Raw genomic sequence first — 13,424 nt, 5'->3', positions numbered from 1 at the left:
AAGAACGCCAATGGAAACTCTGATAGATGGCAAAGAGATCTGGAAGGAAAAATTTGTAGCCTGAATTTGACCTGACAGACACCCTCTGAAAAATCGGTGACTGTCAGATCAGGTCTGAACTACTACACATTATCCAGAATGACTTTGACAAAATCGGTTCCCATAACCAAGACTCGAGTGTCGCGGTTGTAGTTGTCTTTTTTGATGAAGGTCCCTTCATGACTTAATGTTTTCTTGTAAGATAAGAGCTTTCGGTTCATTTCAATATCCCATCGCTCGGTCTGGTCTGCACTTTCATATTGACCCTGTTCTGACTGAGCGAGAGTATGGCCTGATAGAATAAGAAAGCCCCTGCCGTGTCGTCTCTTGTAATATTCCATGTTAAAGACAACATTGTTTACGTAGGATAGTTCTGTCGGTATTTCGGTGACAAGGGTTCTCTTGGTCTTGCTGGTAGGATGACCATATAGTTTATTAAGCATCTCAAGGGTGATGTGTAGATAGGGTCTGTCAGGTCCGCGCATTCTGGGGGGCATGATGACTAAAACTTTCTTGCTGCCTTCAACAACAGCAACCCCGTCGGAGTTGTCGCTGGTGAATAGCCTAACAGTACCTGTAAAATCTTGATGATAAACCTCTTTATAAGTATGGTGCTCTAAAATACTAAGCCTTCTTTTCTCCTCTGGGGAGTTATAGCTCGTCAACAAATATAGGTAACCACCATAACCACCTGTTTTTAGATCTAGTATTTCTTTTATGTTCGGGTCTATCTCTATGACATTTATTGATTGATCGAATTGATAAAAATCCAAACCATTTTTCATTTTAGATGTATCATGAATGGTATGCTTTGTGTGACAGTATGATTTGAATCCAAGTATCTCCTGATGATTTGTTATTTGGCCTACAGCGTATGGGTGGTAGATGTCGTAATCATGAGTAATAGGTTGTCTGGCAACGTGGGGTGTGCTCACTGGACACTCATAAAACGATGGAAGTGTATCATCCCGGGTATATGTTGTTTCTGCGAGAGCGGGGGCGTGAATATCAATGCCTATTCTGGTTATTGCTTCATATCGTTTGCCGTGAAGAACAAAAATGTTGCTGGTGTTTGGTTTTGTATCAGTTATCTGCTGTCGGTCCCCATATGTTTTCTGCCTGCTTTTATGAACAGCTTTCAGCTTTGTTATAGGGAGGCTGCTGCTGGACTCGTGGACTTCTAAAGGGGTTTGTCTTAGCTCTATAGGGTCTGTATTTCTCTTATTTTTGACTTGTTTTAATAATATCTTTCTCTGTTTGGTAGCAACGGCAATAAGCCCGGTTGTTTCATCAATAGTGGCTTCAGTTAGCCAGTGTCTAAAATCGATAGGAGGGGTTTGATTCCTTTCAGTGTCACCCAGAGACCGTATATCAACATTTCCATTGGACCAAACGCTGACGCACATATTTCCAACCAGAGCTGCATCGAGCAGCTTGTGTCCTGGCGCTTTAAGTGTGAAGTGATATGCACCTTTCGAGTTAATAGGACGTTGTCTGAAATCTACCTCTTCATGATCATAAAATTTATCATTGATCTTTACACGCAGGCTGGGGATCAGTATATCTTTAATTGATGGAACTGATGGTGGTGATGGTGGTGTTGTTTGTTGATCTTCTGGAAACCATTTGTCATTGTCGTAGTAATCATAAAATTCGAAGTTTGTACTTTCTTCTGATTCAGAACCATCGGAGGGAGTTGTTGTTGGAGGTTCTGTGGTTCGGATAATTACTGCCTGAGACACTTCAGGGTTGAATGCTGCGGCCATTACTATTACTGATGTAAATAACCGAATGCTCAGGATTAAGCGTTGCACCGGCTTATAAGCAGGTGATCTTATTTCTCTGAATAGTTTCATGACTACACCCTTCAGCGTCAAGTATCATTCACTGCTGGTAACATCATTGTGAATCAAACATGCACGGTGAGAGAAATATTAGGAAGTAACGAAATATGCTGGTAGTTATTTGACCAGTTGTTTCAAAATAGCAGTTAATAAGAAAGCAAATATATTGTTTTATTGGAAACAGGGTTTGGTTATGAACTTATTTGATAAGTGTTAATTCTACTCAAGTTATATTCCTGGTTTTGTTTTATTTTTACAAAACCAGGGTGGGTGGCACTGAACTGCTGGACGCTAGTATGACTTAAATTTCGTCCAGCATAGCTTCAGCGGGCTTGAAGTCCAGGCCCTGAGCATGGGCAACACTTTCACAGGTGACGATACCCCGGCAGACATTCAGGCCTGCCAGAAGGTGAGGATTGTCCGCCATTGCCTGCCGGGGGCCTTTATCCGCTATCTGCAGAACATACGGCAGTGTTGCATTGTTGAGGGCCAGGGTGGATGTCCGTGCGACTGCGCCAGGCATATTGGCGACACAGTAATGCACCACATCGTCGACAATGAAAGTGGGGTCGGCGTGGGTGGTGGCCTCAGAGGTTTCAGCACAGCCTCCCTGGTCAATGGCCACATCCACGATCACTGAGCCCGCCTTCATTCTGCGGATGTGCTCTCTGGTGATCAGTTTCGGGGCTGCGGCTCCAGGCAGAAGGACACCCCCCACCACCAGATCGGCACTGGTCACATGGAGATCAATGGCCTGGGACGTGGAGTAAACCGTGCGAATCCGGTTGCCATATTGCGCATCCAGTTTTCGCAGGGTATCCACTGACCGGTCGATAACCACCACTTCAGCTCCCATGCCCACGGCCATGGCTGCGGCATTCTGGCCAACCACGCCCCCGCCAATGATCACCACTTTGGCGGGTTCGACGCCTGGGACGCCACCGAGCAGCATGCCACGACCTGCCATGGATTTTTCCAGGCAGCGGGCACCGGCCTGAATCGACATTCGACCCGCCACTTCTGACATGGGGGCCAGCAGAGGCAGTCGACCACTGTTGTCAGTGACGGTTTCATAGGCAATACAGGTGGCTCCTGAGTTCACCAGGTCTGTTGTCTGGGGAACATCAGGAGCCAGATGAAGGTAGGTAAACAAGGTATGGTGGGGCTTGAGTCTTGCCCGTTCGATGGCCTGGGGCTCTTTGACTTTAACAATAAGTTCCGCCTGCTCAAACACGGCTTCTGCCGTATTCATCATCGTAGCGCCCGCTGTTTGATAATCCTCATCGGAAAAGCCGACACCCATGCCTGCCTGGCTTTCAACAAAGGCTTCGTGGCCTCTGTCAACCAGCTCCTTTACGGCAGCGGGGGTCAGGCCAACACGGTACTCATGGTTTTTGATTTCCTTTGGGATACCGACTCTCATGTTTCTCTCCATTTTTATTGTTCTTGCGGGATATACCTATATTTAACCTTAGAATGTCCGGGATAATGCTTTGTATATTGCTTTTGTTTGGGTGTTTACTCTAAAAAAGATCTGGTGTTTGTTGATATCGGCTTTTTTGGTTTGTGGGCAAGTACCTGGGCCGTTCCTGATTAAAACAGAGAGAAGGGTGTTAAAAATATTGTACAAGTCTTACGAATAAATGCAGTATTACCTTCATGGGGCGAGATGGACGCCCCCCGAAATTAGAAAATGTGCACAAAATAACAAACAGATTGTCAGCTCGGGTCGGTGCCATCGATCCAGTGGTCCATAAAAAACATAAAAACCAGGGACAGTGAACATGCCAGGCTTTAGTTCTGAACTTGCCGATTTTCTTGAGCAGTACCCCAAGGTTGAATACATCGATACCCTTCTGCCTGATATCAACGGCTTCTCCAGGGGAAAGCGACTGCCTGCCAGTGCGTTTAAAAAACTGGAAAAGGGGTGTTATCTGCCTTGTTCGGTGTTCTCACTGGATATAACCGGGGATACCATTGAACCCGCAGGGCTTGGCCTCAGTATTGGAGAACCGGACCGGATCTGTATTCCCATTCCGGGAACGCTTGTTCCTTCGGCCGTGGACCCAGAAAAAATAGGCCAGGTGTTTCTGACCATGCTGGAGGAAGATGGCAGTGGTTTTCACTATGAACCCCGAAATGTCCTGGCCCGCATTGTTGAGCGGTTCAAAAACAGAGGTTATACACCGGTTGTAGCCCTTGAGCTGGAATTTTATCTGGTGGATCCCCGGAAGGATTCTGAAGGAAACCTGCAGCCCCCTATTGGTTATGTAAGCGGGCAGCGGGAAACCATGAGCCAGGTGTATTCGGTGGATGGGCTGACGGACTTTGCCGATTTTCTCAATGATATCAATCAGCTGGCAGCAGCCCAGGGAGTGCCCGCAGACTCAGCAGTGGCCGAAGCCGCCCCTGGCCAGTTTGAAATCAATTTAAAGCATTGTGATGACCCATTGGCAGCTTGCGACCATGCGGTGATGCTGAAACGTCTAATCCGGGAAGTGGCGGGGCGTTATAACTACGAAGCCACTTTTATGGCCAAGCCCTATGAAGAGTATCCCGGCAATGGTCTGCATGTTCATACCAGCCTGGTGGATGAAAGCGGGGGGAATGTCTTTGCCAGTGCCGATGGCCAGGACAGTGCCATTTTGAATCATGCCATTGCCGGCTCCATTGATCTGATGCCGGAAACCGTTGCCCTGCTGTGCCCCAATGTAAACTCATATCGTCGTTTGGTTCCGGATATGTATGTGCCGCTTCAGGCTTCCTGGGGGCATAACAACCGAACGGTTTCTTTGAGAATTCCGGCCAGCGGCAAGGCTGACCGCCGAATAGAGCATCGATTGGCGGGAGCCGATGCCAACCCCTACCTGGCCCTCTCGGTGGTACTGTCGGGTATTCTTAACGGTATTGAGCATGAACTGACTCCTCCGGAAGAAACCCATGGAAATGGCCTGGAACAGGATCTGCCTCTGCTGCCTTTTCGCCCTGCTGAGGCACTGGCCAGGCTGTCGGACAGCAAGCGTCTTCCGGAATACATCAGCCGGGACTATATTGATCTTTACGCCCTCTGCAAGAGCGAAGAGCTGAAACGGTTTGAGCGTCATGTCACCGCTCTGGAAACACAGTGGATGTTGAGAACTGCGTAATGAAGTAGGCTCGGGCTCGGAGAGAAAATACTCCCGGGCTTCCACAATATTTGAAACCTTTAGATCAAATTAAGGCAGGGGATGCCATGGTTTAAAGTCATCATCACTTGCTTTAGTGTTTTTTTCAGAGTTGAAATATAGGTTGGCTGCAGACCCTCCCATAACCGCAATGCTAGCGATGAATTTTAATAAATGCACTACCGGTTGGCGTTGATCTTTGTCTCTTAACCTGGCAATGTTGATTATTTCTAAAACGAAAGTGCCTATACCGCCAGACAGTGTTAATACGGAACTCCAGTTAATTCTATAGTCAGTGCAATGGGGAGGCTTACTATTTGGTAGATGAAAATGGGAGCTTAATGATGCACATTGGACTCCTCTAGATTTATTATGTGGGTCAAGAATGCCAATTGATAGATCGGAGTCTATCAATACATTTTCATTGGTATAATCAATTTCAGGTTTACCATATGCATTAGCAACTGCCGCCTCAGAACGAAGAATACGAATAAAATCTATCCCCGCAGCAAGGGCTTCTTCTTTATCTCTATCGGAATCTCCATAATACAGGGTGATGTTTCGATCCTCAAATACCGGTTGTTTGGGGTTGTTTGGACCAACAAAAGTGATTTCGGTAATAAGAGTGTCTACTGAATCAACTAATTGTTGAGTGTCTTCCTCAAGGGTTAAAAATTTTTTTAAGGTATTCCTAACACGGTTTAAAATATCATCAGGTGCACCCTCTGTTTCTCCGCGGGCTGTGATGATTTCAATTTTATGCCCTTGGGATAGATGTAATGCCATTGCTTCAAACATTTTACACTTTGGTGGGCTGTACTGATCATGTCGGTTCATCTCTTCATAAAATGAACTGTTCAGCAAAAAACGATCCCCATAATGATTCCAGCCATACCAATATATACCATTCACTTGGAATAAAGTATTATCAAGATCTATTCCTACTACATATTGTTGGTGCGGGTTTTTCTCTCTATGATCAGCGACTATCTCGAGAATATCTTCTGTGTCTATCATTTTTGAAAATGAAAGTGAAATGTAGCATAAACAAAAAATAAAGAATGCAGTTTTTCTTAGATGATTCATAATAAATGACCTGCTGTTTAGATATAACTGAATTCGATTTTATTTAGTTGAAGTTGGGAAATAATGGATGTTAAAAATGATGGGTTGGTAAAGTTGATGGTAGAAGGTGCCTGAATATATAAAGTTGAAATATTAGCGTGAATGTATATTCATTCTTCTTTCTTACTCATAATAACTTCGAGGGATTATAGAATAATTCAGTTAACAGATCGAGATAAATTAATCATCAATATGGAATAAGTCTGTACTGACCTGATAATAATTTGAAAGAATACAAAGTTCGGCATAAAAAATGCTTGAATTTGTTTTTTTGAATTTGGCAAGAGTTCTTAAGAAGCTTGATCATGCTTTAATGATCTGTTAGCTACTGCTGCATATTTATATTAATGGTTCTGCCCGATGGGTTTAAAGTCGGGGGGCTGTAGGCTCATCCACATGGTTAGCCTCTCTTTCCTGCCCCCCTACTGCACATTGAATACCGTGTTATTGAATCAATGTTTTGGCAGCCTGACTGTGATTATGGAGTAACTCCTCAAGGTTACCATTCAGCCACTGTTTATCCTGCACTTTCCACTGGCCATTGACCATGACACTATTGGCCTGGCTGGCTCCGCAGAGTACCAGGGCTCCAAGAGGATCGTGGGCACCACTGAACCGGGGTTCGTCCAGTTTGAACAGGGCTATATCGGCTTTTTTACCTACGGCCAGCTCCCCGATATCGTCTCTTCCCAGCACTTCGGCACTGCCTTTGGTCGCCAGATAGAGGGCATCGGTATGGGTGAACTCGTCGGCCTGGTAGCGAAGCCTCTGAATCAGCAGAGCCTGACGTACTTCCTGCATCAGATTACTGTGGTCATTGGAGGCGCTGCCGTCCACGCCAAGACCAACCCGACATCCGGCTTCCCTGAGCTCTTTAACACGACAAATGCCTGATGCCAGGACCATGTTGGAGGATGGGCAATGACATACACCGGTGCCTGCCTTACCCAGCCTGGCCACTTCTTCATCATTGAAGTGAATGCCGTGGGCCAGCCAGCTCCGGTTGTGGAGCCAGCCGACTTCTTCAAGGTAATCAAGCGGCCGCAGTCCAAAGGTTTTTACACAGAAATCATTTTCGTCTTCGGTTTCCGCCAGGTGTGTATGGAGGTGGACATTGTATTCCTCTGCCATTCTGGCGCTCTCTTTCATAATGTCAGTGGTGACAGAGAACGGGGAGCAGGGGGCCAGGGCTATTTCAACCAGCTGCTGATCATCGTGCTGGTGGTAGCGCTGAATCAGACGCTTGCTGTCATCCAGAATGGTCTGCTCACTCTGAACCACCGACTCTGGAGGAAGGCCACCGTCTTTCTGGCTTAACGTCATTGAACCACGGGTCAGTGTGGCCCGAACGCCAAGCGCCATAGCCGTTTCTGCCTGAATATCAATGGCGTTCTCCAGGCCATTGGGGAACAGGTAGTGGTGATCTGCCATGGTCGTGCAACCAGACAGCAAAAGCTCCACCATGGCCAGCTTGCTGGCTTGCTGGTGGGTCTCCGGTGTCAGCCCTGCCCAGATCGGATAGAGCGTCTGCAGCCAGGGAAACAGCTTTTTGTTGAGGGCGGGTGGGCAGGCGCGGGTCAGTGTCTGATAAAAATGGTGGTGGGTGTTGACCAGGCCAGGCAGTAATACCTGATCCTGGGCATCGACGATGGTATCGCAGGTAACAGAAGGCTCCTCCCCCAGAGCCAGTACTTCCCTGATCCGGTCATTCTCAATCACGATGCCACCCCGGGCGTCCAGATCGTTTGCGGTGAACACCGCCAGGGGCTGCTTGATCCAGGTCCTCTTCATAATCACTCCTGAAATGCCTAATGTTTGTTGCTATTGGGATACAGGCCAGGGAGCAGGAGCGTTCCATTGTTCCATCCAGTTAACCACCACTGCCCACTTTGCCTATCTGCAAAAGCGCATAACAGTGACTTGCGTGTTAATCTGTCAGGCAGACAGAAACTAACAGCATCTAACTTTTTTTTCATTAGTATGTGCAAGAGTAAACATGATTCAGATCATGGAAAGCTCAAGTTTGGCTTGTTCAGGTTAGGTATCGTTTGAAAGCTGGATAGATTTCTGCCATTTCGGCTGGCAGGGGGATTTCATTCTTTCAATAGTTTTTCTGCTGAGCCTCTTTCTGTCATTACTATCTATAAAACACTCAAGTATGGTTACTGATGGGAATGATTTAAGCATCTGGAAGGCAGTGGTTTTATAGTGAACGCTTAGAATGCACAGAATATGATACGGAATAAAGAAATGAGTGACTTGCTTCTGGGCTTGGGATCGTGTCATTCAGGATTTGTGGACAACTATGTACAGATTGGCAGGGCTTCACATGAGTTCATTTAATTGATGTAGGGATAAGTTTTTCTAAGAGAATATAGATGTAAAAAAAGGATGGGGTTCGTAAAAAGAAGTGTCTGGTAATAAGGCTATGTTGGATTGCTTTTGTTTTTTGTAGAAATTGTTAGCGATATTTCTCTGTTTGATGGTTTTGAAAGGATAGACCTATCATCTGCTTGATACTCATTGTCTGATTAATCAGTTAAGTTTGGGATCTGTAAAATGTATCCTTTTTGATAAACATTGAATGATTATAATTGAACCTTGATATATTTTTGCCGAATACAAGTTTATTTGCAGATTTCATTTTATTATTAGTTGGACGCATTGTTTGAACTATAAAATGCTAGTCAAAATATTATTAAGAGATACCATTATGCTTGGCTTGTCGGTTAGATTTAGATGTTGTTATTTAATCATGGCTTTATCGGTGTCGTCTATTTTTCCACTGTCCAGCATAGGCTCGGGATTTGGGAAATACGGTTTGGACACCTTTGGCGTCCAGCCAATTTCTGATGCCCTATGCGACCCAGCCCTTGCAAGAAATTTTCTGTTTTGTAAAGAGTTTCGTGATTATGTACATCCAGTTGGTGTTAATGAATCTCTTTCAATAAGTGTTTTAGGGAGTGATGTAAGTGTGAATATGAATTTTAAACTTCATCCTGAGCCGTCGGAGGGGTATGAGTTAAACTCTGAGGGCTGTTTTGAAGTAGGAGCCTATTTCTGCCCTCATCAGACAGGATTTCACTCTTCAGCGCTTCAGTTTAATTACAATGGCCGTAACTACAGTGTGCCAAATGCATTTAAAGGGTTTTCTATGGAAAGGGAGGCTGTTGAACCAAGAGTTTATGATTATCATATGGTCGCTCGATATAAGATGGATGTATTTACAAATGGTAAAAGGAAATCAGGGTTTAGTGATTTGAGTTCTTCTAAAACACGAGTGGCAGTAGCTGAAAGTAATAAGTTGGTTGTATTTGATGTAACTGACAGTTCAGTTTTAATGAAAGACTATAAGGTATTTATAGACCCTCAAGATAAGCGAATGCTGTCAACATTGAATAATGTAGCCTTTTGCAGTGAAAATGTTATTTTGGTGAGTGACTATGGACAGAGAAAACAGGCGGTTTGGGATTTGGAGTCAGGGGCAGTCAGTTTTTACCAGAGCTCAGAGAGTAAACCTGTAACGGATGTAGATTGCCATAGGGGAGAATTCGGCTTGTCGATAGCAAAACTTTATTCGAATCAACTAGTAAAGTATCGTACTTTGGAAAAGGATGGGCTGGATCAGAAAGAGCAGGAAGTTGATACTGCAGAGTGCATAGATTCAAAATTAAATTCGGTTCAGTTGTCGACGGTAGATGATGGTTTAGTACTTGTTGTCAAAGGTCTGAATTCTCGCAAAGAAAAAAAGGAGCTTCGAAAGTATATTGATGATGATCGAATGGAAGATAGTTGTTTACTGATTGGTGAGGAAATTGATGGTGATTTTGAAGTTCCTTTTCCAGAGTGGTCATGTAATGAACACAGCTGTGACATTCATGAAGTTGCTTTAAATATACCAGGAGATGAACCAAGAACACTGCTTGTATATGGAAAAAGGAATTCTGGAAATGGTCAAAACCATCATTACAGACATGAAAATATGTTTTATTTAGGCAGTAATAATAGCCACTTTATGATGATCAGTGATTCAGGTGATGTTCTCATTTTTAAAGGTAAAGAAGCATCGCTGGACAGCATAACTCCGTCTACATCAACTACGTCAGGACCAAGAAGTGAAAAAACGACCGTAGTAGTAGATAGCAGTGTTTCCCAACTCCATGATAAGGATCATACGTCAGATTATACGCCGGATTTTACGGGGTCTGATACTAGATCAGGTGACAAAGAGAGAGGTGAAGTTTTTGAGGAATTGATAGAAGTAAAGGTTCCAGAACAAAAAGCCTATTCCAAGGCCCATCGTCTTGAGACAACTCTATCATACTCATTGATGGCTTTGTCTGCATTGCTTGGAAGTAACTGGGTGGGGCGTTGAGGTGATCGTTATGAAAAATATTAAACTGATACTGGTTTTTCTGGTAATTTTATCATGTTGTATTGGACGTATGGCATATGCCATAAGAGATCCAAACGCACCACCTCCACCTGAAAAAAAATGCACCCAGGTAATAGCAGAAATTGGTAGAAATTATAAGGACGCGAAGGAACGGTTGAAGGTCTTTCAAGAAAAACACGATGATTTTTTGGATGAGCTTTTTGCTCTGTTTGAAGAATCTGTGCTTGGGTTTTTAAGGCCTTTGTCTAAAACATCGATTGATTATATACAGTTAAGAAAGGAGGGTTTTTTACCTGAAGAGGATGTGCATCCAATTACATATGAAATTTCACAACAATATACGAGAGTTATTTTCGATCAGTTGATCTCTGGGGCATATATTGGAACATTTCCGCAGTTGCCCGCGGCATTACATCTATACGTCCATGAACCCTGGTCCTGTGCGGGAGCTAAAAAATTGGATGAAGTTTTCCGTTTTCGAACCATTTTGAAACATCCGAAATTTAGGGCATATTTGAATAAAACAGTAGACCAACAGGAAAGGAGTTGGCGTGAGAAGTATTATAATTATCGTTATGAAGAAGACTCCAGGGTAGAAGATTTTACGGTTGGCTATATGGTTGATAGTGCAAACCTATCAATGACATTTAGAACTTTTATGTTTACAGTTCGTAATGAAAATAGAGGTAATCAGATTCAAACCATGCCGTCTAATCATCGTTTCCTCAGGATGGCTCAAGGTATAAAGGCTATGCAAGCAAGACTGTTCTCAACGTTTTATGATGTGGCTACTCCCCGGTCTGGCGGCTTATATGATGAAATGGCAGATGAGCTGCCTTATCAGTTGTTAAGTGGTTTTTTATCGGAAGACGAAAGTGAATCCGCTAAGGCCGCGGATGAATTGCTTCAAAGTAAGTTTGTTGTCTTAGATCGCCTGGAGGAATTAGAAAAATTATTGAAACATAAAGGTGGTTACCAGGATTGGGATCAAGATTGGATATTCCTTGCTGAAGCATTTTCTACCCTTAATCGAGCCTCAATTATTGAGTCTTTTGGTGGCTTTGATCAAGTGGAGTTAAGGGTGTATAAAAAAATCGTAAAAACCTTTTATGAAAGTTTGCTTGATGATAACTCCAGCAGTGTTCTAAGCAATCATACAGCGATGGATTTACTGAAAGACCTATTTGCGCATGTGAAAGCCAGGTTGCTGGTTCAAGTGCCTGTGCCAGTTAATTTAAGTATGGTTGTTATTGCGGATGCCAAGGCAAGAATAATTTATGAGTTGATTTTACATCAAAGTGTAATAGTGGATTTATTTAAAGATCATGATTTTTTAGTGGCGGAGCTGGGCTCAAGCAATTTGGCTACTCGATGGATGAAGATTCAAAAGGAAATTACCCAATTCCTTTCTGAGCAAGATAAATCCTTTTTCAATGCTCAGTTAGAAGAGCATATTGAGAGTTTAAGGGCTGTAATAGTCACTCCTTATAGTCAAGGTCCCCATCGAGAGGGGTTGGTTCAAGACTTTTTGTCAACCAGTGCTCTGGACTTCGCTTTTCCTTTGGTGACAAATGCTATGTTTCCACTCAGTGATAATGTTGATCATTTGAATCTTCAAGGTAAGCCAATTGAGACAAAGTTGAAATTTACTCGGAGATACTATGAAGGGCTTAGAAACTTTAAAAGTCTGATGAGAAAATTTGAAGATGTCAGTAAGGTTAGGTATCCGAATATTAGTAATAAAGCCTTGCGTGTTAATAAATACGTCCGTTTTTTGAGAAGGTTTGATTGGCTCAGTGATCATCAGAAAATAAAGGCTAACTTTGAAAGTTCGCAAGAAATTAGGGATTATAATAAGTTTCGTATATCTATGAAGAAGCTTTATGGGAATAACCATCGTGTTACTCAAGCCAGGGCTGTTAACAGTTACTTCAGGCACAATTATGTTCGTGTAGCAGCACCTCTAAAAGAAACACAGCTGTTGGTTAAACTGAATAGTTTGGGTAAGGTGGGCACCAGCTCCTTAGCTTCATTTTCAACGACAACAGCCTCTAATATGGTGGTCACTACTGGTGCATCCATAACAACAAATACGGCATCAACGATTCTTGTCAATGTTGCTGTAAGTAGCGTAATAGGCAAATAGCATTATTGTTAGTTTCTTAACTTCTCCTTTATGGATTTTAAAATCTATAAAGGAGTTGATATTTGTTTGAACGTTGGCCTTTATTTGCAAAAGTGTTTTGAAAATAACGTTTCTTTTGTCTTTTTATACGTGAAGTGAAGTTGGCCTTGTACGACAACAAGCACCATGTCAATAGAGCCAACAACCTTTGATGTTATAAATGAAAGGGTAATCATCGCAGTGGATTTTCTTCTGGGGATCATACACAAGCTTCTGAAACCAGTCAGCCTGACTTGTCATATAAGTTGATGACTGTTTCTGTATTGGTTTTTAAAAACTGGTTAGGGCGCTGAGATGTGAGGTTGTATCCATGAAAGTTTTAAAGTTTATATTGATTTCTTTGGTGCTCATTTCTTACTTTGAAGGTGGAGAGGTTTATGCTGCACTTGGGGAGGAATATTACCCTAGGTATAATAAAGAGAATAAAGTGGAATGTTGGCAAAAAATAGACAAAGTACATGATAGGCGCTGTTCAAATTAAGTGTTGCTCTACCCAATGTATAGAAACTTGATCTAAAAAAGCCTCCTCTGAGAAGAGTTGAGTTGTAGTAGTTCAGACCTGATCTGACAGTCACCGATTTTTCAGAGGGTGTCTGTCAGGTCAAATTCAGGCTACAAATTTTTCCTTCCAGATCTCTTTGCCATCTATCAGAGTTTCCATTGGCGTTCTT

7 protein-coding genes are annotated in these 13,424 nt (G+C 43.3%); 3 read left to right on the top strand and 4 right to left on the bottom strand.

Going from position 1 to position 13,424, the window contains the following annotated elements:
• Window positions 1–122: 122 nt before the first annotated feature.
• Window positions 123–1,805, bottom strand: a complete 1,683-nt coding sequence (locus tag ACNRUY_RS23385) for a hypothetical protein (RefSeq protein ID WP_488114080.1) — start codon at window positions 1,803–1,805, stop codon at window positions 123–125.
• 379 nt (window positions 1,806–2,184) lie between these two features.
• Entirely contained in the window at window positions 2,185–3,306 is a 1,122-nt protein-coding gene (gene ald, locus ACNRUY_RS23380; RefSeq protein WP_488114079.1) for an alanine dehydrogenase, read from the bottom strand.
• A gap of 361 nt (window positions 3,307–3,667) precedes the next feature.
• Between ald and ACNRUY_RS23375 the strand changes: the two genes are divergently transcribed.
• Complete coding sequence (locus ACNRUY_RS23375; protein WP_488114078.1) at window positions 3,668–5,029, top strand: glutamine synthetase family protein; 1,362 nt, start codon at window positions 3,668–3,670, stop codon at window positions 5,027–5,029.
• Window positions 5,030–5,098: 69 nt separating this feature from the next.
• Here the strand turns inward: ACNRUY_RS23375 and ACNRUY_RS23370 are convergent, their stop codons facing one another.
• Both ACNRUY_RS23370 and ACNRUY_RS23365 read right to left on the bottom strand, forming a co-directional pair.
• Complete coding sequence (locus tag ACNRUY_RS23370; RefSeq protein WP_488114077.1) at window positions 5,099–6,133, bottom strand: HAD family hydrolase; 1,035 nt, start codon at window positions 6,131–6,133, stop codon at window positions 5,099–5,101.
• 483 nt (window positions 6,134–6,616) lie between these two features.
• Window positions 6,617–7,963, bottom strand: a complete 1,347-nt coding sequence (locus tag ACNRUY_RS23365) for an 8-oxoguanine deaminase (protein ID WP_488114076.1) — start codon at window positions 7,961–7,963, stop codon at window positions 6,617–6,619.
• 877 nt (window positions 7,964–8,840) lie between these two features.
• Here ACNRUY_RS23365 and ACNRUY_RS23360 point away from each other — a divergent pair.
• Together ACNRUY_RS23360 and ACNRUY_RS23355 are read left to right on the top strand one after the other, a co-directional pair.
• A complete protein-coding gene (locus ACNRUY_RS23360) occupies window positions 8,841–10,547 on the top strand; it encodes a hypothetical protein (protein WP_488114075.1) in 1,707 nt (568 codons plus the stop codon).
• Window positions 10,548–10,557: 10 nt separating this feature from the next.
• Entirely contained in the window at window positions 10,558–12,714 is a 2,157-nt protein-coding gene (locus tag ACNRUY_RS23355; RefSeq protein ID WP_488114074.1) for a hypothetical protein, read from the top strand.
• Window positions 12,715–13,424 lie beyond the last annotated feature (710 nt).

Source organism: Endozoicomonas sp. Z74 (assembly GCF_057680865.1).
The sequence above is the reverse complement of the archived record's forward strand: the minus strand, read 5'-3'. Positions and strand labels throughout refer to the sequence as shown.

Bases quoted from the DNA above. Each gene is read 5' to 3' on its own strand.
- ACNRUY_RS23385 (WP_488114080.1), bottom strand. From the start codon at position 1,805: ATGGCCGCAGCATTCAACCCTGAAGTGTCTCAGGCAGTAATTATCCGA.
- ald (WP_488114079.1), bottom strand. From the start codon at position 3,306: ATGAGAGTCGGTATCCCAAAGGAAATCAAAAACCATGAGTACCGTGTT.
- ACNRUY_RS23375 (WP_488114078.1), top strand. From the start codon at position 3,668: ATGCCAGGCTTTAGTTCTGAACTTGCCGATTTTCTTGAGCAGTACCCC.
- ACNRUY_RS23370 (WP_488114077.1), bottom strand. From the start codon at position 6,133: ATGAATCATCTAAGAAAAACTGCATTCTTTATTTTTTGTTTATGCTAC.
- ACNRUY_RS23365 (WP_488114076.1), bottom strand. From the start codon at position 7,963: ATGAAGAGGACCTGGATCAAGCAGCCCCTGGCGGTGTTCACCGCAAAC.
- ACNRUY_RS23355 (WP_488114074.1), top strand. From the start codon at position 10,558: ATGAAAAATATTAAACTGATACTGGTTTTTCTGGTAATTTTATCATGT.